The following is a 21,481-nucleotide window of genomic DNA, read 5'->3' on the forward strand; positions in this document are numbered from 1 at the left end:
TAACATGAACTTAATATTATCTTAATCTAATTTACTTTTATTTATGAAAACTTCATTTTTATACGCTTAAAAAAAGAGAAGGCACACAGTACCTTCTCTCTCCAATACTCCATATTATCTCTTTGAGAATTGAGGAGCTCTTCTTGCTTTTTTAAGACCGTATTTCTTTCTTTCTTTCATTCTAGAATCTCTAGTTAAGAATCCAGCTTTTTTGATCTCTGATTTTAAGTTTTCATCAGCTTTTACTAAAGCTCTTGAAAGACCATGTCTGATAGCTCCTGCTTGACCTGCAAGACCACCACCATGAACGTTTACTAAAACGTCAAATTTATCTTTAGTTCCTGTTAAAACTAAAGGTTGGTTAACGATAACTTTTAATGTATCTAAACCGAAATATTCGCTCATATCTCTTTTATTAATTACAACTTTACCTTCTCCTGGTACAAGTCTAACTCTTGCTACTGATTTTTTTCTTCTACCTGTTGCCATGTATTGAACTTTTGCCATTTTACTTCCTCCCTTCAGACTATTAGTATCTTAACTCTAATACTTGTGGCTTTTGAGCTGCATTATCATGCTCTGGACCGCTGTATACTTTTAATTTCTTAAGCATTTGACGTCCTAATGGTCCTTTTGGAAGCATTCTTCTAACTGCTTCTGTAAATACAAACTCTGGCTTCTTAGCTATTGCATCTCTATAAGACATTTCTTTTAATCCGCCTGGATATAATGAGTGATGTCTTAACATTTTTTGATCTAACTTCTTACCAGTTAAAACAACTTTGTCAGCATTAACAACTACTACGAAATCTCCGCAATCAACGTGTGGAGTAAAAGTTGGCTTGTTTTTACCTCTTAAAATTGTAGCAATTTGACTTGCTGCTCTACCTAATGTTTGACCTTCTAGGTCTACTACATACCAATTTCTTTCTACATTTTCTTTTTTAGCTATGTATGATTTCATTCTTTCTCCCTCCCTGAATTTCACATGAAACGATATCTATGCAAAAGACCCGGGGCTAATGGATCTATATACACAATCAATTTAACAACTTTTATAATTATAATACATTGAACCGGGTGTGTCAACATATTTACATAAGATAAAATGAAAAAACAATATATTTTTTTATTTTATCTTAAAGGCCTGAAATCCTTGTATTTTCTTAATTATAATATACTTGTTTTAGACATAATCCTAAGGCTGGAGCTGACTTTCCAGCCTTAGTTCTATCCTTAGATTGTAATATATCCATTATAGCCTCTGGTTTAATTTTACCAGTACCAACTTCAAGTAAAGTTCCTACTATAATTCTTACCATGTTATATAAAAATCCATCAGCCGTAACTTTAACTTCAATAATGTCTCCATTCTTAGATACATTTAGTTCAGTAATAGTTCTAACTGATGTTTTAACAGAGCTTCCTTTATTTTTAAAGGACTCAAAATCATGAGTTCCAATAAAATACTCACAAGCTCTGGACATGTCTTCTAAATTTAATTGCTGTTTAAAATGATACATATAGTTTCTTCCAATAGCCTTAGCTTCTCTTCTATTTAATATAGTATACACATAAGTTTTCCCAAGACTATTATATCTAGCATGAAACTCTTCCTTAACTTCCTCTGATCTTAAAATAACTATATCTGAAGGAAGTTTACTATTTATAGCATCTTTAAATCTATCACTTGGAATATTACTATTTGTTTTAAAATTAGCAACAAACCCTGAAGCGTGAACCCCTGTATCAGTTCTACTTGAACCAATCAGTTCTACCTCCTCATTAGTAATCTTTCCAATAGCTTTTTCTATTACTTCTTGAATACCTAAAGCATTATTTTGTTTTTGCCATCCAAAATAATTAGTTCCATCATACTCAATTGTAAGTTTTATATTTTTCAAACTTTCACTTCCTTAAATTTAGTAAAGATATTAACTTTATATCATCTACACTAATCTAGTACAAAGTGTTACTAAAATAAATATAGTAAAAGTAATTATAGCTATATAATCTTTATTGCATAACTTAAGCTGTTTCATTCTTGTTCGGCCATTTCCACCTCTATAGCACCTAGATTCCATAGCAACTGAAAGTTCATCAGCTCTTCTAAAAGAACTAATAAATAAAGGGACTAAAAGTGGCATTAAATTTTTCCCTCGCTCTATCAAGCTTCCATTTTCAAAGTCTGCACCTCTTGCCTTTTGTGCTTTCATAATCTTATCTGTTTCATCCATAAGTGTAGGAATGAATCTTAAGGCTATTGTCATCATCATTGCTAATTCATGAGCTGGTAATCCTATCTTCTTAAATGGCTTTAATAAAGCCTCTATTCCATCAGTTAATTCAATAGGTGATGTAGTTAATGTTAATATAGAAGTTCCCATAATCAAAAGAGTAAGTCGTATAACCATAAATATAGCTATCCTTACACCTTCACTATAGATTTTTATAAACTTCCACGAAAATAACAATACTCCGCCTTTTGTCATGAAAATATTTATTAATGCAGTAAAAATCAACAAAATAAATATAGGTTTAAGTCCTTTATATATGTATTTAAACTTTAGATCAGCAATAAATACTACCATTATTAAAAATGTTATAATTAGACCATACCCTATAAAGTTTTTCATCAAGAATAAATCTACCATATATATGATAGATATTAATATTTTTAACCTTGGGTCCAATTTATGTACAAAAGAATCCCCTGGTATATATTGACCAATTGTTATATCTTTTATCATAGTTCGTTTAAAACTATCCTATAATAGTCTTAATCCCCCTTCGATATTAAATTTTATTAATAATCTACCTACCTATTATACTACCTTTTATAAATCACTTACTACTTTAGTAACATCATATTCCTAAACATGAAATATCATAATTATATGAAACATATATAATTTACATGCATCACATATAAATTAAAGCATATATAATTTAAAACATATATAATTTAAAACATATACGTACTATTAATTCTTCATCATGTTCAAGCTCTAACATATCACTAAGATATCACTAACTAAAACTAGTTTTAATTTGTCTGTAGTTTTTTAATTGAAGTATATATTTTTTAACTAACCTACATTGATTATGTAACTATAACATCTACACAGAACATATAGGGTATCTAGTTTTAAATATCAACCATTTACTCAACTACATCAAAAACTTCAAACCTTGATTATCTATATTAAAGTATTCATTATATACAACTATTCTATTTTAATAGAAGTTTACTTAAAACTTCTTTTGCTTGATCTATAGTATAAATATCCTCAGGTAGATCAAAACCTTTCTTATTTAACTCTCTAATCAAATAAGTTACCTGTGGAACACCTAAACCAACCTGTTCTAATATTTCTACTTCTTTAAAGACCTCTCTTGGTGTACCATTTAAACAACATTCACCATTAGACATAACAAATATCTTATCTGCAATCTTAGCTACATCTTCCATACTATGTGAAACTAAGATAATAGTCATATTATACTCATTATGTAGATCCTTAATTCTCCCTAAAATCTCATCTCTACCATGTGGATCTAATCCTGCTGTCGGCTCATCTAAAATAAGAACCTTGGGCTCCATGGCTACAACCCCTGCTATTGCAACTCTTCTTTTTTGACCTCCACTTAATTCAAAGGGAGATACCTCCTTATAAGTATCATAATCAAGCCCTACAATTTGCATTGATTTCTTTACTCTTTGTAATACATCTTCATCATTTAATCCTAAATTTTTAGGACCAAAAGCTATATCTTTTTCAATAGTTTCCTCGAATAACTGATATTCTGGATATTGAAATACAAGCCCAACCTCTTTTCTAATCTCAGTAAGTTTTACCTCTTTAGAAAATATATCAACATTATCTATTATAACTTGACCTTCAGTTGGCTTTAATAAACCGTTTATATGCTGAATTAATGTAGATTTACCTGAACCTGTATGTCCAATTAAAGCTATAAATTCCCCATCATTAAAGGTTATATTAACATTATTAAGAGCTTTTTTTTCAAAAGGCGTATTTTGCATATAAACATAACTTAAGTTCTTTATTTCAATTGACATAATGTATCCACCATCTCATCTATATTGATAATATCTGTGCTTATATTAATTCCCTCTTTTTGAAGTTCATAAGCAAGTTCAGTAACTTGTGGTACATCTAAGCCTATTTCTTTCATTATTTTAACTTTACTGAAAATTTCTCTTGGTGTACCCTCATTTATTATATTGCCTTTATCTAATACTATAACTCTATCAGCATTAACCGCTTCCTCCATAAAATGAGTAATAAGCACTATAGTTATGCCGAAGTTCTTATTTAATTCTAACATAGTATTAAGAACTTCCTTTCTTCCAAAAGGATCTAACATTGCTGTTGGTTCATCTAATACTATACATTTAGTTTTCATAGCTAAAATACCAGCTATAGCTATCCTTTGCTTTTGTCCACCTGATAGCAAATGTGGACCATGCTTTCTATATTCATACATATGTACTTGCTTAAGAGCCTCATCAACTCTTTTTCTAATTTCACTTGGTTCAACGCCTAAGTTTTCTGGTCCAAAAGCCACATCTTCCTCAACAATAGTCGCAACTATCTGATTATCTGGATTTTGAAAAACCATTCCCACTCTTTTTCTTATATCCCAAAGATTTTCTTCTTCTCTTGTATTCAAATTATCTACAAGAATATTTCCACTAGAAGGTATGTGAAGTGCATTGAAATGTTTAGCTAAAGTAGATTTTCCTGAACCATTATGACCTAAAATTACTAGAAATTCACCTTGTTTCACTTCTAAATTTAAACCGTCTAATGCAATCTTTGATTCACCGTCTTCTTTTATATATTCATAATATAAATCTTCACATTGAATCATGTTTTCCTTCATTATTAAATACCTACTTTTATATAATATTTTCCCCTAATATCTATCTCACTTTCCTTAAAGTAAGTCATCAATATTTTATGCGAACCCTCAAAATTCTAAATGTAAAAATAGGGATTAAGTTAAATTACTTAATCCCCTTTAACTCTTAAACTAATTCTAAGATAACAACTTCTGCAGCGTCTCCTCTTCTTGGACCTACTTTGTATATTCTAGTATATCCACCGTTTCTCTCTGCATACTTTGGAGCTATATTTTCAAATAAATTTTTAACAACTTCCTCTTCAGTTACAAAAGAAAGAACTTGTCTTCTTGAATGAAGATCTCCCTTTTTAGCAAGTGTTATCATTTTTTCAGCTAACTTTCTTGTTTCTTTAGCTCTTGTTTCAGTAGTCTCAATCTTACCATGTTTTAAGAAGCTAGTAACTAAGTTTCTTAACATAGCTCTTCTTTGGTCAGTTGGACGACCTAACTTACGGTATCCTGACATCTCTACCCCTCCTTAATCTTCGCTTTTTCTTAAGCCTAAACCAAGCTCTTTAAGTTTATATTGAACTTCTTCTAAAGATTTTTTACCAAGATTTCTAACTTTCATCATGTCTTCAATTGACTTCTCAGTTAACTCTTGAACTGTATTTATACCAGCTCTCTTTAAGCAGTTATAACTTCTAACTGATAAATCAAGCTCTTCTATAGTCATCTCTAGAACCTTTTCTTTTTTGTCTTCTTCTTTTTCAACCATTATTTCAACATTATCAGCATGATCTGTTAATGTCATAAATAGTTTGAAGTGTTCAATAAGAATTTTTGAAGATAAACTTACCGCTTCTTCAGGTCTTATTGTTCCATTAGTCCAGACTTCAAGAGTTAATTTATCATAGTCTGTGATTTGACCTACTCTTGTATTCTCAACTTTGTAGTTTACTCTCTTTACTGGTGTATAGATAGAGTCTACAGGAATTGTTGCTATTGGTAGTTCATCTGTCTTATTCTTAGATTGAGAAACATATCCTCTACCTTTGTTAACATTGATTTCCATATGAAGATTAGCTTCATCATCTAATGTTGCAATATGTAAATCCTTGTTTATAATTTCAACGCTTCCGTCAGTTTTAATATCTCCACCAGTTACTTCACCAGGTCCTTGTGCATCTATTAAAATAGTTGTGGATCCTTCACTATACTTTTTAATAGCTAATTCCTTTACATTTAGAATTAATTCTGCAACATCTTCTTTAACGCCTTTAACTGTTGAAAATTCATGAAGCACGCCATCAATTTTTATTGAGTTAGCAGCTGCTCCTGGTAAAGATGAAAGAAGTATTCTTCTTAATGAGTTACCTAGGGTAATCCCATATCCTCGTTCTAATGGCTCAACAACAAATTTTCCGTATGACCCATCTTCACTAATTTCTACACATTCTATATTTGGCTTTTCTATTTCCAACAACTATAACCCTCCTTTATTAGGAATTTAAACCTCATTTGAGGGCAACTGATCCTACACTAACTATTACTTACTATATAACTCAACGATTAATGTTTCATTAATTGGAGCGTCGATATCTTCTCTAGTTGGCATAGCAACAATTTTACCTTCATAGTTTGCAGTATTTGCTTCTATCCAGCTAGGTAATGTTTTTGGATTCTCGTTGAATGTCTTGAATAATTCAGTTCCTCTGCTCTTCTCGCAAACTGTAATAACATCGTTTACAGATACGTTGAATGAAGCAATGTCAACTTTTTTACCGTTAACTAAGAAATGTCCGTGAGTAACTAATTGTCTAGCCTCTTTTCTTGAGTTACCGTAACCTAATTTATATACTACACTATCTAATCTCATTTCAAGAAGTCTTAATAAGTTTTCACCTGTAATTCCTCTTTGCTTTTCAGCTTTCTCGTAGTATCTTCTAAATTGCTTTTCTAAAACACCATAAATTCTCTTTGCTTTTTGCTTTTCTCTTAATTGTAATCCGTAGTTAGACATTTTCTTTCTGCCTTGCCCGTGTTGTCCTGGTGCATAAGCTCTTCTAGTGAAAGCACACTTATCAGAGTAACATCTGTCACCTTTAAGGAATAGTTTCATTCCTTCTCTTCTACACAGTCTACATACAGCTCCTGTATATCTTGCCATGAAATTACACCTCCTATATATTAAACTCTTCTTCTTTTTGGTGGTCTACAACCGTTGTGTGGTATTGGAGTAACATCTTTAATTAATGTAATCTCTAATCCTGCAGCTTGTAATGATCTGATAGCAGCTTCTCTACCAGCTCCTGGACCTTTTACATAAACTTCTATACTCTTTAATCCATGTTCCATTGCAACTCCTGCTGCTGTTTCAGCTGCCATTTGCGCTGCGAATGGTGTTCCTTTTCTTGAACCTTTGAAGCCTAGTGCACCAGCACTTGACCAAGATAATGCATTTCCAGCTCTATCTGTTAAAGTTACTATAGAGTTATTGAATGTTGATTTAATATGTGCACATCCATGCTCTATATTCTTTTTCTCTTTTCTTCTTCTACTTTTCTTACCTTTTTTAGGTGCCACGATCATCCCTCCTATCTTATTAACTATTTCTTCTTATTAGCAATAGTTTTCTTAGGACCTTTTCTAGTTCTAGCATTAGTTTTAGTTTTTTGACCTCTTACTGGAAGTCCTCTTCTATGTCTAATACCTCTATAACATCCTATTTCACTTAATCTTTTTATATCAAGAGCAACTTTTCTCTTTAAGTCACCTTCAACTAGTAAATTTTTAATGTATTCTCTTAGAGCAGCAACTTCTTCTTCTGTTAAATCCTTGATTCTTGTATCAGGATTTACTCCAGTTTCTGCTAATATTTTTTGAGAAGTTGGTAAACCAATTCCGAAGATATATGTTAAACCAATTTCAACTCTCTTTTCTCTTGGTAGGTCAACACCAGATATTCTTGCCATTAGAATTTACACCTCCTAAGGTTATAATTATTGTTTATTATCCATGTAATAATGAATTTATATATATAAATTTAGGATCAAGAGTAAAACACTCTTACAGCCGCTCCTAAAATATACTATCATGTTAATAATTATTAAGCAATTTAATAATTATAGTATATTTAAGTAATGTTAGCAATTATCCTTGTTTTTGCTTGTGCTTAGGATTTTCACAAATTACCATTACTCTTCCTTTTCTTTTTATAACTTTGCACTTTTCGCAAATAGGTTTTACAGATGGTCTTACTTTCATCGATTAACCCTCCTTATTATTTGTCTCTCCATATAATTCTACCGCGAGTTAAATCATAAGGAGAAAGCTCTACCTTAACTTTATCACCCGGCAATATTCTTATAAAATTCATTCTTAATTTTCCTGAAATGTGAGCCAAAATCTTATGGCCACTTTCTAATTCTACTTGGAATGTTGCATTTGGTAAAGCCTCAAGTACAACTCCTTGCATTTCTATAACATCGTTCTTAGACATAAGGTAATCAAACCTCCTTATTGGCATTCTCATCAGATTCTAAGAAGTTATAAATCTTAGAATTGCTAAGATTTTCTCCGTTCAAAATTAAATTTCTAATTTGTTCTGAAGTTCTTCCAGTGATTATTAGATGCTTTAATTTCTTTTTCTTAGGTTTATCTATTCCTCTCAACCTTCCATCAGAAATATATATATAGTTTTCATTTAAAATACCAACTACTAGATAGTATTTATTTTTATCTCTACCTGCTTTAGAATAGACTACTCTACCCAAAAGATCTATATTTTCCAATATCTTTTCACCTCGTTGATCAAATATTTAACCTAAGAAATTTTTAATAAATACTCTTAATAACTATTTTTCCCACTTCTCGCCTAAAAATACATTGTTTCACTTTATAGGCACAAAAATTGTTATTTTAACTTTAAAGTTCCAATCATATATGGTAAATTACCTTTGCCATTATGCAAAATTGTGTACCTGTGTTACCCTATACATTAAAAATTAAGAGCTTCTATTATATTGCCTCTATCTTTTCACAAATCTGCTTAAAAACATCATTAATTGATTGAGTTCCATCAACTACAAGTAATTGATTTTCACCCTTATAATATTCAACTAATGGACTAGTTTGTTTTTCATATACATCTAGTCTATTATTAACAGTAGAAGCTGTATCATCAGCTCTTTGTATTACTTCGTTTCCACATTCGTCACAATTAACACCATTCTTTGGTGGATTGTATTTTATATGGTAACTAGCTCCACAAGATGGACACACTCTTCTTCCAGTCATTCTATCTAGAATGAACTCTCTTGGAACATCAATAAGTAAAGCGCAATCTAACTTTTCATTATTAGCTTCTAGTGCGTTCTTTAAAGATTCTGCTTGTGCAACAGTTCTTGGGTAACCATCTAAAAGATAACCATTTTTGCAGTCCTCTTGAGTTAATCTATCTTTTATTAAATCGATAGTTAAATCATCAGGTACTAATTGCCCTTTATCCATGTACTTCTTTGCTTCTATTCCAAGTGGGGTCATCTGAGTGATATTATATCTAAATATATCACCAGTAGATATATGTGGTATAGAATATTTATTACTTATTGATTTTGCCTGTGTGCCTTTACCAGCTCCTGGAGGACCTAATAAAACTATTTTCACACGTATCATCTCCAATAATTTATTTCAAGAACCCTTGATAATGTCTCATCACCAATTGAGATTCTATTTGTTTCGAAGTTTCTAATGCAAATCCAACAACAATTAGTATCGCTGTTCCACCAAATGCTAAATCCTTAAAATTAGTATACATAGATAAGAATATTGGGAATAGTGCTATTGCTGCTGCATATACACCACCTAATATAGATACCCTTGTAAGTACCTTTTCTATGTATTTCATAGTTGGTTCACCAGGTCTGATTCCAGGTATAAATCCTGAAGATTTATGCATGTTTTCAGCCATTTCATCTGGTTTAAAAGTAATTTGAGTGTAGAACCATGTAAAGAACACTATTAAGATAAAATATGTTACTATATATGGCCAAGTATTTGATCTAAAGACACTCCATTTACTATTTAGAACAAAATTTGCAAAACCTGATTCTGGTATGAAAGTAGCAATTGTTCCTGGGAACTGCATAACTGACATAGCAAAGATTATTGCAATAATTGCTGAAGAACTTGGGCTGATAGGAATATGTGTAGATTGTCCTTTGAACATTCTACTTCCTGCAGCTTTACCAGCATATTGCACTGGAATTCTTCTTTCGCTTAATGTTACGATTATTACACCTATTAACATTGCAATTACTAAAGCAACTAGCGTTACAACTTGTATAAAGTTAGCATCGCCTGTCTTTTGTAAATTAATAATTGAGTAAACAGATTGAGGAACTCTTGAAATAATATTTACATATATAATTAAAGAGATTCCATTTCCAAGTCCCTTAGCAGTTATTTGTTCACCTAACCAAACTAAGAAAACTGAGCCTGTTGTCATTGTTATTAGTATTAAGAAAAGACCAAGTTTAGTATTATCAGTAAGAGCCCCACTTCTTTGGATTATAGCATACATCCCAAAAGCTTGAATAACACCAAATACTACAGCTGAGTATCTAGTTATATTTTGTATCTTCTTTCTACCTTCTTGACCTTCTTTAGACATTTGCTCTAACGTAGGTATTGCAAATGTAAGTAATTGTACAATAATCGAAGCATTGATATAAGGTGTAACACCCATAGCAAATATACTAAATCTGCTAAAGGCACCACCTGATAATAAATCATAGAAACTAAATAAGTTTCCTGAGCTTGTAAGACTTGATAAACTCTCAGTATTAACTCCAGGAACAGGAATAAAGTTTCCCATCCTGAAAAATACTAAAATCAATAGTGTATAGAGTAATCTTTTTCTTAGCTCAGGAACTTTCCAGGCATTACGTAGGGTAGATAACATCTATATCACCTCAATTTTTCCTCCAGCTGCTTCAATTTTCTCAGCCGCAGTCTTAGAGAATTTGTTAGCTTGAACTGTTAATGACTTCTCTAATGTTCCGTTACCTAAAATTTTAACTCCGTCATTTAATTTTCTTATTATTCTTTTCTCTAATAATAATTCTGGAGTTACAACTGTACCGTCTTCAAATACGTTTAATCTATCAACGTTTATGCTAACGATCTCTTTAGAGAATATATTGTTAAATCCTCTCTTAGGTAATCTTCTATATAATGGTAATTGTCCTCCTTCAAAACCAGGTCTTACTCCTCCGCCTGATCTTGAATTTTGACCGTCTTGACCTCTTCCAGCTGTTTTACCCCAGCCAGAACCAGTACCTCTACCTATTCTTTTGCTATTTTTTGTAGCACCTTGTGCAGGTCTTAATTCATGAAGTTTCATTTATTACACCTCCTTGTATATTATAGTTCTTCTACTTCTAGGAGATAGTTTACTTTATTAACCATTCCTCTGATTTGAGGAGTTGCCTCATGCTCAACTGTATTTCCGATCTTTCTTAAGCCAAGAGCGTTTACAGTAGCAATTTGGTCTTTCTTTCTACCAATTAAACTTCTAGTTAATGTAAGTCTTATTTTAGCCACAGTAATCCCTCCTATCCTAAGATTTCCTCAACAGTTTTGCCTCTTAATTCAGCAACCTGTTCAGCAGTTCTTAAATTTGATAATCCATTTATTGTTGCATTAACAAGATTTCTTGGGTTGTTAGATCCTAAAGATTTAGCTCTAACGTCTTTAACACCTGCTAATTCAAGTACAGCTCTAGCTGGACCCCCAGCGATAACTCCTGTACCTTCTGTAGCTGGCATTAAAAGAATTTTTCCTGTTCCGAATTCACCATAAATTCTGTGAGGAATTGTATTTTCAACGATTTCAACTTTTACAAGATGTTTTTTAGCATCTTCGATTCCTTTTCTAATAGCTTCTGGAATCTCTACTGCTTTACCAGTTCCAACACCAACGTGTCCGTTCTCGTCTCCAACTACTACTAAAGCGCTAAATCTGAAGTTTCTACCACCTTTAACAACTTTAGCAACTCTGTTTATGTGTACTACCTTTTCTTTCAGTTCTAAACTGTTAACATCTACTCTCACCATATTCCCTCCTTTTCCTAGAATTGAAGGCCAGCTTCTCTTGCTCCTTCAGCAAGTTCTTGCACTCTTCCGTGATATATAAATCCGCCTCTGTCAAATACTACTTCTGTTATACCTTTATCTATAGCTTTTTTAGCAATCATAGCTCCAACCATTCTTGCAGCTTCTTTATTGCTTCCAGCTTTTTCTGCAAAATCTTTATCTAAAGATGAAGCAGATACTAAAGTTGTTCCCATAGCATCATCAACTATTTGAGCGTATATATTTCTCTCACTTCTGAATACGCATAATCTTGGTCTTTCTGTTGTACCACTAATTTTTTTACGCACTCTCATGTGACGTCTTACTCTAGCAGCACTTCTATCACATTTGTTTGACATAAGTAGTTCACTCCTTTCTACCTATTTTTTACCAGTCTTACCTTCTTTACGTCTGATAACTTCATTATCATACTTAATACCTTTACCTTTATATGGCTCTGGTTTTCTCCATTTTCTAATATCAGCAGCTGCTGAACCAACTAATTCTTTATCGATTCCGCTTACTACAACTTTAGTAATCTCTGGAGTTGTAAATGTAACTCCTTCAACTGCTTCTATTTCAACTGGATGAGAGTAACCAAGATTCATTACAAGCTTTTTGCCTTTAACTTCAGCTTTGTAACCTACACCAACTAACAGTAATGTTTTTTGGTATCCTTGAGAAACTCCTATTATCATGTTGTTCACTAAAGCTCTAACTGTTCCGTGTAGAGCTCTATGTAATTTATTTTCACTTGGTCTTGTAACAATTACATTGTTATCTTCTAAAGATATGTTTATATCTTTGTGCATAGCTTTAACTAATTCACCTTTTGGACCTTTAACAGTAACAACGTTTTGATCGTCAACGTTAACTGTAACTCCAGCAGGTATTGCTATTGGAAGTCTTCCTACTCTTGACATGATTACACCTCCTGTTCTAATAAATTACCAAACGTAGCAGATAACTTCTCCACCTACATTTAGTTTTCTTGCTTCTTTATCAGTCATGATTCCTTTTGAAGTAGAGATAATAGCGATTCCTAAACCATTTAATACTTTAGGAATTTCCTCATTACCTGTATATACTCTTAAACCTGGCTTAGATATTCTCTTTAATCCAGTTATAACTCTCTGTTTTTCTCTGCCATATTTCATAGCAAGTCTTAACATTGGTACAGAACCATCATTATATTCTTCTATATTTTTTAAGTAACCTTCATTTAACATGATTTCAGCTAAAGCTTTCTTCATTTTTGAAGAAGGTACTTCTACAATTTCGTGTCCAACAGTATTAGCATTTCTAATACGTGTAAGTAAGTCTGCTATAGGATCTGTCATTACCATATTTATTGCCTCCTTTCATACCAAATCGGAATATTACCAACTTGCCTTTCTACATCCAGGGATTTGTCCTTTGTAGGCAAGCTCTCTGAAACAAATACGGCAAATTCCATATTTTCTTAAAACAGCATGTGGTCTTCCACATAATCTGCATCTTGTATACGCTCTTGTGGAAAATTTAGGTTCTTTTTCCCACTTAACTATCATTGCTTTACGTGCCACAATCGTCCCTCCTTATTATTGAGCAAAAGGCATTCCCATAAGTTTTAATAGCTCTCTTGCTTCTTCATCAGTCTTAGCAGTTGTAACAAATATTATATCCATACCTCTTAGTTTGTCGATTTTATCGTATTCTATTTCTGGGAATATTAACTGTTCTTTAACACCCATAGCATAGTTTCCTCTTCCATCGAAAGACTTAGCTGATACTCCTCTAAAGTCTCTTACTCTTGGTAATGCGATGTTCATTAATTTGTCAGCAAACTCATACATTTTTTGACTTCTTAGAGTTACTTTGCAACCTATTGGCATGTTTTCTCTTAGTTTGAAGTTAGCTACTGATTTTCTTGCTCTAGTTAATATTGGTTTTTGACCTGATATTATTTCTAGATCTGATAAAGCAGCATCCATTACTTTTGAATTTTCCTTAGCTTCACCAACACCCATATTGATGATGATTTTCTCTAACTTAGGAACTTGCATTATATTCTTATATCCGAACTTTTCCATTAAAGCTGGAATAACTTCTTTATTATACTTTTCTTGAAGTCTTGCTATCACTTTGTGAACCTCCTTTCAAAGTCTATAGTGTTTCTCCGCACTTTTTACATACTCTAACTTTAGTCCCGTCTTCTAGAACTTTATGATTGATTCTTGTTACGCTTTTACATTTTTCACAGTATAACATAACTTTTCCGCTGTAAATTGGTGCTTCCATTTGAACTAATCCACCTTGCATGTTTTGTCTGCTTGGTTTTTGATGCTTAGTTACAACGTTAACGTCCTTAACTACAACTTTACCTTTTTTAGGTAGAACTGATAAAACCTCACCGATTTTACCTTTATCTTTGCCTGAAATAACCATTACTGTATCTTTTCTTTTTACGTGAACTTTATTTATTGACATTACTTAGCCACCTCCTTATCTTATAGAACTTCAGGTGCTAATGAAAGGATTTTGTTAAATTCTCTTTCTCTTAACTCTCTAGCAACTGGACCAAAAATACGAGTTCCTTTTGGTTGTTTATCGTCTTTAATAATTACAGCCGCATTTTCATCAAATCTGATGTATGAACCATCTGCTCTTCTTAATCCTTTAACAGATCTTACGATAACAGCTTTAACAACATCACCTTTTTTAACAACTCCACCTGGTGTTGCACTCTTAACACTTGCAACTATAATGTCACCGATATTTCCATATTTTCTTTTTGAACCGCCTAATACTCTAATACACATGATTTCTTTTGCACCAGAGTTATCCGCAACTTTCAATCTTGTTTGTTGTTGTATCATGCAAATACCCTCCTTTCAAACTATAAGGAACATAAGCGAGTTTATATTATTTAGCTCTTTCCATTATTTCTACAAGTCTCCATCTCTTATCCTTAGATAATGGTCTTGTTTCCATAATAACAACTTTATCATTTAATCTTGCTTCATTATTCTCATCGTGTGCTTTAAATTTTGTAGTTCTGTTTATAGTTTTTCCGTATAGTGGATGACGGACCTTTGTTTCAACAGCTACTACTATTGTCTTATCCATCTTGTCTGAAACAACTTTACCAATTCTAGTTTTTCTTTCATTTCTTTCCATAGAATTTACCTCCTTTCAACCACTACTGTTCTAAACTCTTTATTTCGCTTTCTCTTAAGACAGTCTTAATTTGAGCTATAGATCTCTTAACTTGTCTGATTCTCATTGGATTTTCCAATTGACCAGTAGCTAGTTGAAATCTTAAGTTGAACAGTTCTACTTTTAAATCTTTAATTTTTGAGGTTAATTCTTGAGCACTGCTGTTTCTCAACTCTTGCAATTCCCTAGCCTTCATGATCTTCACCACCTATTTCTTCAAAGTCTCGTCTGCTTACAAACTTAGTTTTTACTGGTAGCTTATGTGATGCAAGTCTCATAGCTTCTCTTGCTAATTCTTCACTTACACCTGCTATTTCAAATAATACTCTACCTGGTTTAACTACTGCAACCCAGTATTCTGGTGAACCTTTACCAGAACCCATACGAGTTTCTGCTGGTTTCTCTGTAACTGGTTTATCAGGGAAAATCTTAATCCAAACTTTTCCCCCTCTTTTAACGTGTCTATTAATAGCTATTCTGGCAGATTCTATTTGGTTGCTTGTGATCCATCCGCACTCAGTTGCTTGAATACCGAATTCTCCATAAGCTATAAAGTTACCTCTAGTTGCCTTACCTTTCATTCTACCGCGTTGTACTTTACGGTGCTTTACTCTTTTAGGCATTAACATACGTTATTCCTCCTTCCCGAACAATACTTAAGTTAGTCTTAAGCCATATGTCTCATTATATAACTTGCGTTCTCTTAAATTATGTTACTACTTTTCTTCTTTAACTTTTCTTACTGGAAGAACTTCGCCCTTATATACTAAAACTTTAACACCAATTTTTCCATAGATTGTATTTGCTTCAGCAAATCCGTAATCTATATCAGCTCTTAAAGTTTGTAGAGGAATAGTTCCTTCGTGGTATTGCTCAGCTCTTGCGATTTCAGCTCCACCTAGTCTTCCTGAACAAGTAGTTTTAACACCTTTTACTCCTAATCTCATAGCTCTTTGAATTGTTTGTTTCATAGCTCTTCTAAAAGATATTCTCTTTTCTAATTGAAGTGCAATGCTTTCCGCCATTAATTGAGCATCTGTTTCTGGAGTTTTAACTTCTACTATATTTATTAAAACATTTTTTTCTTTAACTATTTTTGATAATTCTTGTTTAAGTGTTTCAATACCTGAACCACCTTTTCCGATTACCATACCTGGTTTAGCTGTGTAAATGTTTAATTTAACTTTTTTAGCAGCTCTTTCGATTTCTATTTTAGAAATTCCAGCAGTATAGTGTCTCTTTTTAACAAACTCTCTTATTGCGTTGTCTTCAACAATGAAATCTGCAAAGTTTCTCTTGTCTGCATACCATTTGGCATCCCACTCTTTGATGACACCAACTCTTAATCCATGAGGATTTACTTTTTGGCCCACTACGTTTCCCTCCTTCTAGTTTCTTTCTTTCACTACTAAAGTGATGTGACTAGTTCTTTTTCTGATTCTATATGCTCTACCTTGTGCACGTGGTCTAAATCTTTTTAAAGTAGTACCTTGACATGCATAAGCTTCTGCAACGAATAATCTATTTACGTCTAAATCATAGTTGTTTTCCGCATTAGCTACAGCTGATTTTAATAGTTTTTCAACTACTACAGCTGCGTCCTTAGGAGTGTATTTTAGAATTGCTTCTGCCTCTCTTACGTTCTTGCCCCTAATTAAATCTAGTACTATTCCAACTTTTCTTGAAGACATTCTTACGTGTCTAGCTATAGCTTTAGCTTCCATTCAATTTGCCTCCTTCCTGGACTATCTTTTTACTTTTGATGATTTTTCTTTGTTAATGTGACCTTTGTAAGTTCTTGTTAACGCGAATTCACCAAGTTTGTGTCCTACCATATCTTCTAAAATGTATACTGGAACATGTTTTCTTCCATCATGAACAGCTATAGTGTGTCCTATCATTTGTGGGAATATAGTTGAACTTCTTGACCATGTTTTTAAAACTTTCTTTTCACCCTTCTCGTTCATTTCAAGAATTCTCTTCATAAGAGCCTCTTGCACGAAAGGTCCTTTTTTAATTGATCTACTCAATTTAATGCCTCCTTCCTATACTTATAGGTAAAATAGGGGAAGAGAATTAAGTATTCTCTTCTACTATTTTCTTCTCTTAACGATAAGTCTATCAGAGTATTTTTTATTCTTTCTTGTTTTGTATCCAAGAGTTGGTTTACCCCATGGAGTTACAGGACCAGGTCTTCCTATTGGACACTTACCTTCTCCTCCTCCGTGTGGGTGATCGTTAGGGTTCATTACAGATCCTCTTACATGAGGTCTTAAACCTAGGTGTCTAGTTCTACCAGCTTTACCTATGTTAACGATACCGTGTGTTGTGTTAGATACAGTACCAACTGTAGCCTTACACTCTATTCTAACTTTTCTAAGCTCACCACTTGGTAATCTTAATAAAGCGTAGTTTCCTTCTTTAGCCATTAACTGTGCAGATGCTCCTGCAGATCTTACCATTTGACCACCTTTACCAGCAGTTAATTCAATGTTATGAATTGTTGTACCAACTGGTATGTTGATTAATGGAAGACAGTTTCCTGGTTTAATATCTGCTTCTGGTCCAGATACTACAGTATCTCCAACTTTTAATCCAACTGGAGCGATTATGTATCTCTTTTCTCCATCAGCATATACTACTAATGCTATGTAAGCAGATCTATTTGGATCGTACTCTATTGTAGCAACTTTTGCTGGAACATTGTCTTTATTTCTTTTGAAATCGATGATTCTATATTTTCTTTTAGCTCCACCACCACGGTGACGAACTGTTATTCTACCTGTAGCATTTCTTCCGCCACTTTTGTTTAAAGAAACTAAAAGTGATTTCTCAGGCACGTTTGTTGTAACTTCTTCAAATGTAGACATAGTCATTTGTCTTCTTGAAGGTGTTGTAGGTTTAAAACTTCTTATTGCCATCGAATTTCCCTCCTTCGCTTATAGCTTTTCTGGCTTTCATGCCAATACATGCTTTATTTTTTTATTACATAGCTTCGAAGAACTCAATTGTTTTGCTATCGCTTGTTAACTTAACAATTGCTTTTTTGAAGTCAGCTCTTTTACCAATGTGTACGCCAACTCTTTTTTGTTTTCCGATGTATCTAGCTGTTTTTACTTCTTCAACTTTAACACCGAAAACTTCTTCTACTGCTCTTTTTATTTGAGATTTATTAGCGTGTATGTCAACTACGAAGCTGTACTTTCTATCAGCCATAGCAGCCATACTTTTTTCAGTTATAATTGGTTTTCTTATTATATCATGACTAACTAGCTTCATTATGCATACACCTCCTCAATTTTAGCAACTACATTTTTAGTTACTATCATTTTTTCAAATTTTAAAATATCATATACATTTAAGTTGTTAACTGGAATTACAGCAACGCCTTGAATGTTTCTAGCTGATTTTAAAACTGTTTCATTGCTTTCTTCTACAACTATTAAAGTTTTCTTAGCTTCGAAAGCAGATAACATTTTAACTATTTCTTTAGTCTTAGGAGCTTCTAATTCTAAGCTTTCTAATACTATCATGTTAGTGTCAGCTACCTTAGAAGATAAAGCAGATTTCATTGCTAATCTCTTAACCTTTTTAGGTGTTGACATTCTGTAACTTCTTGATTTTGGTGCGAAAACAACTCCACCATGTATCCATTGTGGTGCTCTTATAGAACCTTGTCTTGCTCTACCAGTACCTTTTTGTCTCCATGGCTTAATTCCGCCACCACGAACTTCAGCTCTTGTTTTAGCTGATTGAGTTCCTTGTCTCTTATTTGCAAGTTGTGCTACAACTACTTGGTGTAACACTTCTCTGTTAACTTCTATACCGAACACGTTATCAGATAATTGCATTTCGCTCACTTTTTGAGCATTTCTATCGTAAACAGCTATTGCTGGCATATTGCATCCTCCTTTCTTTCAGAAATTATTTTACCTTTACTGTATTTCTGATCACTACGTAACCTTTTTTAGCTCCTGGTACTCCACCTTTTATAAGAATTACATTCTTTTCTGGAATAACTCTTGCTACTTCTAAGTTAAGAACTGTACTCTTAACATGGCCCATGTGACCTGGCATTTTTCTGTTTTTGAATGTTCTTGATGGGTCTGATGAAGCCCCTTGAGAACCTGGTGCTCTATGGAATTTAGAACCGTGACTCTTTGGTCCTATTGAGAAGTTCCATCTCTTAATAGCTCCTTGGAATCCTTTTCCTTTAGAGATACCAGTTACATCAACTTTATCTCCAGCTGCGAAAACTTCTGCTAAGATCTCTTGACCTACTTCGTAGTTTTCAACATTTTCTAATTTAAATTCTCTTACAAACTTTCTTGGTGCAACCCCTGCCTTAGCGAATTGACCTTTAACTGGTTTGTTGAAAAGAGATTCTCTCTTAACATCAAATCCAACTTTTATTGCAGAATACCCATCTTTCTCTACTGTTTTCTTTTGGATAACAGCACATGGTCCTGCTTCAACAACTGTAACTGGAATTACTTTCCCATTTTCATCAAATATTTGAGTCATTCCAAGTTTTTTTCCTAGAATAGCTTTTTTCATTGCTATTGCACCTCCTATACATATTAGCGGATCGCCCTTTAAAAGCGGTCATAATAATTATTTTTCATAGGGAAATAAGCTTATTATAGCTTTATTTCGATATCAACACCTGCTGGTAAATCAATTCTCATTAACGCATCAACAGTTTTTTGTGATGGATTGATTATATCTAATAATCTCTTATGAGTTCTGATTTCAAATTGCTCTCTAGAATCTTTATATTTGTGAGGAGCTCTTAAAATTGTTACAACGTCTCTTTCAGTTGGTAGTGGTACTGGACCAGCTACTGAAGCACCAGTTGTTTTTGCTGTTTCAACAATTTTTTCAGCTGATTGATCTAATAAATTATGATCAAATGCCTTTAATCTGATTCTTATTTTTTGTGTCACCATATTTTTCCCCTCCTTCTTATAACATCATTATTTTTCTGGCTTGTAAACTCCGCCAGGTGTTTCACTATATAAATGTTATTTTATAACTATGTTTAATGTATTTTATAATGATACACTCATATATGTATCTTCTTCTTAAAATATGAATTTTTTTGTCTGAATAACACAACTTCTATAGTATACAATACTTTAATACCTTTGACAAGTATTTTTTAAGGATTTCTCTTCAAAAACTCAAAGGTTTTAAATGTATAAAATGTATTTTTCAGTCTTTTATTATTATAAATTATGTTAGGGAGAAGCGCGCGCATTCTTCTCCCTAAATAAATTTAATATAAATCATTCATAAAAACGAATTACAATTACTCAGTTATTGTAGTAACAACTCCTGAACCAACTGTTCTTCCACCTTCTCTGATAGCGAATCTTAATCCTTCTTCCATAGCAACGTTGTTGATTAATTCAACTTTCATGTCGATATGGTCTCCTGGCATTACCATTTCTACTCCGTCTGGTAATTGGATTGATCCTGTTACGTCAGTTGTTCTGAAGTAGAATTGTGGTCTGTATCCATTGAAGAATGGAGTGTGTCTTCCACCCTCTTCTTTTTTAAGTACGTATACTTGACCTACGAATTTTGTATGTGGTTTTACTGATCCAGTTTTTGCAAGTACTTGACCTCTTTCAACGTCTGTTCTTTGCACTCCTCTTAATAATGCTCCAATGTTGTCTCCAGCTTGTGCTTCATCAAGAAGTTTTCTGAACATCTCTACTCCTGTACATACTACTTTTCTTGACGCTTCTGCAAATCCTACGATTTCGATTTCATCACCAGTTCTTAGGATACCTCTTTCAACTCTTCCAGTTACAACTGTTCCTCTTCCTGTGATTGTGAATACGTCCTCGATTGGCATTAAGAAATCTTTGTCTGTATCTCTTTCTGGTGTTGGGATATATTTATCTACCTCTGCCATTAAGTCTAAGATACATTGAGTTTTAGAATCATCTGTTAAGTTGTTGATTGCTTCTAAAGCTGATCCTGATACGATTGGAGCTTCATCTCCGTCGAATCCGTATTCGCTTAATAACTCTCTAACTTCCATTTCTACTAATTCTAATAATTCTGGGTCATCTACCATATCAGCTTTGTTTAAGAATACAACGATGTGTTGAACTCCTACTCTTGATGCTAATAGGATGTGCTCTCTTGTTTGTGGCATTGGACCATCTGCTGCTGATACAACTAAGATCGCTCCATCCATTTGAGCTGCCCCTGTAATCATGTTCTTAACATAGTCTGCGTGTCCTGGACAGTCAACGTGTGCA

The 21,481-nt window shown here is 33.1% G+C and carries 38 protein-coding genes; all 38 read right to left on the bottom strand.

Annotated elements, in window-relative coordinates:
• Positions 1-114: 114 nt before the first annotated feature.
• Positions 115-507, bottom strand: a complete 393-nt coding sequence (gene rpsI / locus BUA48_RS08015; RefSeq protein WP_072831532.1) for a 30S ribosomal protein S9 — start codon at positions 505-507, stop codon at positions 115-117.
• 22 nt (positions 508-529) lie between these two features.
• Entirely contained in the window at positions 530-964 is a 435-nt protein-coding gene (gene rplM / locus BUA48_RS08020) for a 50S ribosomal protein L13 (RefSeq protein ID WP_072831533.1), read from the bottom strand.
• Positions 965-1,166: 202 nt separating this feature from the next.
• Positions 1,167-1,904: a tRNA pseudouridine(38-40) synthase TruA gene (gene truA / locus BUA48_RS08025; protein WP_072831534.1), complete on the bottom strand. Its 738-nt coding sequence runs from the start codon at positions 1,902-1,904 to the stop codon at positions 1,167-1,169.
• Between the two features lie 45 nt (positions 1,905-1,949).
• Positions 1,950-2,750 carry an energy-coupling factor transporter transmembrane component T family protein gene (locus BUA48_RS08030; protein WP_072831535.1) on the bottom strand — a complete coding sequence of 267 codons (801 nt, stop codon included), beginning with the start codon at positions 2,748-2,750 and terminating at the stop codon, positions 1,950-1,952.
• 482 nt (positions 2,751-3,232) lie between these two features.
• Positions 3,233-4,084, bottom strand: coding sequence for an energy-coupling factor transporter ATPase (locus BUA48_RS08035; RefSeq protein WP_072831536.1), 852 nt, complete (start codon positions 4,082-4,084; stop codon positions 3,233-3,235).
• Positions 4,069-4,911, bottom strand: a complete 843-nt coding sequence (locus BUA48_RS08040) for an energy-coupling factor transporter ATPase (RefSeq protein WP_072831537.1) — start codon at positions 4,909-4,911, stop codon at positions 4,069-4,071. The genes BUA48_RS08035 and BUA48_RS08040 overlap by 16 nt, the downstream gene beginning before the upstream one ends.
• A 145-nt stretch (positions 4,912-5,056) precedes the next feature.
• The gene (rplQ, locus tag BUA48_RS08045; protein ID WP_072831538.1) at positions 5,057-5,398 is read right to left on the bottom strand and encodes a 50S ribosomal protein L17; all 342 of its coding nucleotides are present in this window, start codon (positions 5,396-5,398) and stop codon (positions 5,057-5,059) included.
• Positions 5,399-5,410: 12 nt separating this feature from the next.
• Complete coding sequence (locus tag BUA48_RS08050; protein ID WP_072831539.1) at positions 5,411-6,358, bottom strand: DNA-directed RNA polymerase subunit alpha; 948 nt, start codon at positions 6,356-6,358, stop codon at positions 5,411-5,413.
• 63 nt (positions 6,359-6,421) lie between these two features.
• Entirely contained in the window at positions 6,422-7,042 is a 621-nt protein-coding gene (gene rpsD, locus BUA48_RS08055) for a 30S ribosomal protein S4 (protein WP_072831540.1), read from the bottom strand.
• 20 nt (positions 7,043-7,062) lie between these two features.
• Positions 7,063-7,458, bottom strand: coding sequence for a 30S ribosomal protein S11 (gene rpsK, locus BUA48_RS08060; RefSeq protein WP_178138959.1), 396 nt, complete (start codon positions 7,456-7,458; stop codon positions 7,063-7,065).
• A 23-nt stretch (positions 7,459-7,481) separates the two neighbouring features.
• Positions 7,482-7,847, bottom strand: coding sequence for a 30S ribosomal protein S13 (rpsM, locus tag BUA48_RS08065; protein ID WP_072831542.1), 366 nt, complete (start codon positions 7,845-7,847; stop codon positions 7,482-7,484).
• Between the two features lie 178 nt (positions 7,848-8,025).
• A complete protein-coding gene (rpmJ, locus tag BUA48_RS08070; RefSeq protein ID WP_003373491.1) occupies positions 8,026-8,139 on the bottom strand; it encodes a 50S ribosomal protein L36 in 114 nt (37 codons plus the stop codon).
• Positions 8,140-8,155: 16 nt separating this feature from the next.
• Positions 8,156-8,374 (bottom strand): translation initiation factor IF-1, encoded by a 219-nt coding sequence (gene infA / locus BUA48_RS08075; RefSeq protein WP_072831543.1) that lies wholly within the window; start codon positions 8,372-8,374, stop codon positions 8,156-8,158.
• A 7-nt stretch (positions 8,375-8,381) separates the two neighbouring features.
• Positions 8,382-8,666: a KOW domain-containing RNA-binding protein gene (locus tag BUA48_RS08080; protein WP_072831544.1), complete on the bottom strand. Its 285-nt coding sequence runs from the start codon at positions 8,664-8,666 to the stop codon at positions 8,382-8,384.
• A 226-nt stretch (positions 8,667-8,892) separates the two neighbouring features.
• A complete protein-coding gene (locus BUA48_RS08085; RefSeq protein ID WP_072831545.1) occupies positions 8,893-9,540 on the bottom strand; it encodes an adenylate kinase in 648 nt (215 codons plus the stop codon).
• A gap of 19 nt (positions 9,541-9,559) precedes the next feature.
• A complete protein-coding gene (gene secY / locus BUA48_RS08090; RefSeq protein ID WP_072831546.1) occupies positions 9,560-10,837 on the bottom strand; it encodes a preprotein translocase subunit SecY in 1,278 nt (425 codons plus the stop codon).
• The gene (gene rplO / locus BUA48_RS08095) at positions 10,838-11,278 is read right to left on the bottom strand and encodes a 50S ribosomal protein L15 (RefSeq protein ID WP_072831547.1); all 441 of its coding nucleotides are present in this window, start codon (positions 11,276-11,278) and stop codon (positions 10,838-10,840) included.
• A 20-nt stretch (positions 11,279-11,298) separates the two neighbouring features.
• Positions 11,299-11,478 carry a 50S ribosomal protein L30 gene (gene rpmD / locus BUA48_RS08100; RefSeq protein WP_072831548.1) on the bottom strand — a complete coding sequence of 60 codons (180 nt, stop codon included), beginning with the start codon at positions 11,476-11,478 and terminating at the stop codon, positions 11,299-11,301.
• Positions 11,479-11,489: 11 nt separating this feature from the next.
• A complete protein-coding gene (gene rpsE / locus BUA48_RS08105; protein ID WP_178138960.1) occupies positions 11,490-11,990 on the bottom strand; it encodes a 30S ribosomal protein S5 in 501 nt (166 codons plus the stop codon).
• A gap of 14 nt (positions 11,991-12,004) precedes the next feature.
• Positions 12,005-12,367 carry a 50S ribosomal protein L18 gene (gene rplR, locus BUA48_RS08110; protein ID WP_072831550.1) on the bottom strand — a complete coding sequence of 121 codons (363 nt, stop codon included), beginning with the start codon at positions 12,365-12,367 and terminating at the stop codon, positions 12,005-12,007.
• A 21-nt stretch (positions 12,368-12,388) separates the two neighbouring features.
• Positions 12,389-12,931 carry a 50S ribosomal protein L6 gene (gene rplF / locus BUA48_RS08115; RefSeq protein ID WP_072831551.1) on the bottom strand — a complete coding sequence of 181 codons (543 nt, stop codon included), beginning with the start codon at positions 12,929-12,931 and terminating at the stop codon, positions 12,389-12,391.
• A 24-nt stretch (positions 12,932-12,955) separates the two neighbouring features.
• Positions 12,956-13,354 carry a 30S ribosomal protein S8 gene (rpsH, locus tag BUA48_RS08120; protein WP_072831552.1) on the bottom strand — a complete coding sequence of 133 codons (399 nt, stop codon included), beginning with the start codon at positions 13,352-13,354 and terminating at the stop codon, positions 12,956-12,958.
• A gap of 33 nt (positions 13,355-13,387) precedes the next feature.
• Positions 13,388-13,573 carry a type Z 30S ribosomal protein S14 gene (locus BUA48_RS08125; protein WP_072831553.1) on the bottom strand — a complete coding sequence of 62 codons (186 nt, stop codon included), beginning with the start codon at positions 13,571-13,573 and terminating at the stop codon, positions 13,388-13,390.
• 15 nt (positions 13,574-13,588) lie between these two features.
• Positions 13,589-14,131: a 50S ribosomal protein L5 gene (gene rplE / locus BUA48_RS08130; RefSeq protein ID WP_143147686.1), complete on the bottom strand. Its 543-nt coding sequence runs from the start codon at positions 14,129-14,131 to the stop codon at positions 13,589-13,591.
• 22 nt (positions 14,132-14,153) lie between these two features.
• Positions 14,154-14,471, bottom strand: a complete 318-nt coding sequence (gene rplX, locus BUA48_RS08135; protein ID WP_072831583.1) for a 50S ribosomal protein L24 — start codon at positions 14,469-14,471, stop codon at positions 14,154-14,156.
• A gap of 26 nt (positions 14,472-14,497) precedes the next feature.
• On the bottom strand, positions 14,498-14,866 hold the full coding sequence (gene rplN / locus BUA48_RS08140; RefSeq protein ID WP_072831554.1) for a 50S ribosomal protein L14: 369 nt from the start codon (positions 14,864-14,866) through the stop codon (positions 14,498-14,500).
• 46 nt (positions 14,867-14,912) lie between these two features.
• On the bottom strand, positions 14,913-15,167 hold the full coding sequence (gene rpsQ / locus BUA48_RS08145) for a 30S ribosomal protein S17 (protein WP_072831555.1): 255 nt from the start codon (positions 15,165-15,167) through the stop codon (positions 14,913-14,915).
• A 22-nt stretch (positions 15,168-15,189) separates the two neighbouring features.
• Positions 15,190-15,402, bottom strand: coding sequence for a 50S ribosomal protein L29 (gene rpmC, locus BUA48_RS08150; RefSeq protein WP_072831556.1), 213 nt, complete (start codon positions 15,400-15,402; stop codon positions 15,190-15,192).
• Positions 15,392-15,835, bottom strand: a complete 444-nt coding sequence (gene rplP / locus BUA48_RS08155) for a 50S ribosomal protein L16 (RefSeq protein ID WP_072831557.1) — start codon at positions 15,833-15,835, stop codon at positions 15,392-15,394. Before rplP ends, rpmC begins: the two co-directional genes overlap by 11 nt.
• Before the next feature lie 87 nt (positions 15,836-15,922).
• Entirely contained in the window at positions 15,923-16,579 is a 657-nt protein-coding gene (gene rpsC / locus BUA48_RS08160; protein WP_072831558.1) for a 30S ribosomal protein S3, read from the bottom strand.
• A gap of 15 nt (positions 16,580-16,594) precedes the next feature.
• Positions 16,595-16,930 carry a 50S ribosomal protein L22 gene (gene rplV, locus BUA48_RS08165; RefSeq protein ID WP_072831559.1) on the bottom strand — a complete coding sequence of 112 codons (336 nt, stop codon included), beginning with the start codon at positions 16,928-16,930 and terminating at the stop codon, positions 16,595-16,597.
• 21 nt (positions 16,931-16,951) lie between these two features.
• Positions 16,952-17,236, bottom strand: a complete 285-nt coding sequence (gene rpsS / locus BUA48_RS08170; RefSeq protein WP_072831560.1) for a 30S ribosomal protein S19 — start codon at positions 17,234-17,236, stop codon at positions 16,952-16,954.
• Positions 17,237-17,299: 63 nt separating this feature from the next.
• Complete coding sequence (rplB, locus tag BUA48_RS08175) at positions 17,300-18,127, bottom strand: 50S ribosomal protein L2 (RefSeq protein WP_072831561.1); 828 nt, start codon at positions 18,125-18,127, stop codon at positions 17,300-17,302.
• 64 nt (positions 18,128-18,191) lie between these two features.
• The gene (gene rplW / locus BUA48_RS08180; RefSeq protein ID WP_072831562.1) at positions 18,192-18,485 is read right to left on the bottom strand and encodes a 50S ribosomal protein L23; all 294 of its coding nucleotides are present in this window, start codon (positions 18,483-18,485) and stop codon (positions 18,192-18,194) included.
• A complete protein-coding gene (gene rplD, locus BUA48_RS08185; RefSeq protein ID WP_072831563.1) occupies positions 18,485-19,105 on the bottom strand; it encodes a 50S ribosomal protein L4 in 621 nt (206 codons plus the stop codon). Before rplD ends, rplW begins: the two co-directional genes overlap by 1 nt.
• Positions 19,106-19,130: 25 nt before the next feature.
• Complete coding sequence (rplC, locus tag BUA48_RS08190; RefSeq protein ID WP_072831564.1) at positions 19,131-19,763, bottom strand: 50S ribosomal protein L3; 633 nt, start codon at positions 19,761-19,763, stop codon at positions 19,131-19,133.
• A gap of 83 nt (positions 19,764-19,846) precedes the next feature.
• On the bottom strand, positions 19,847-20,155 hold the full coding sequence (gene rpsJ, locus BUA48_RS08195; protein WP_072831565.1) for a 30S ribosomal protein S10: 309 nt from the start codon (positions 20,153-20,155) through the stop codon (positions 19,847-19,849).
• A 362-nt stretch (positions 20,156-20,517) separates the two neighbouring features.
• A partial coding sequence (tuf, locus tag BUA48_RS08200) for an elongation factor Tu (protein WP_072831566.1) occupies positions 20,518-21,481 on the bottom strand: 964 nt, incomplete at its 5' end.

Source organism: Clostridium collagenovorans DSM 3089, assembly GCF_900130005.1.
Classification (GTDB): Bacteria; Bacillota; Clostridia; order Clostridiales; family Clostridiaceae; genus Clostridium_D; species Clostridium_D collagenovorans.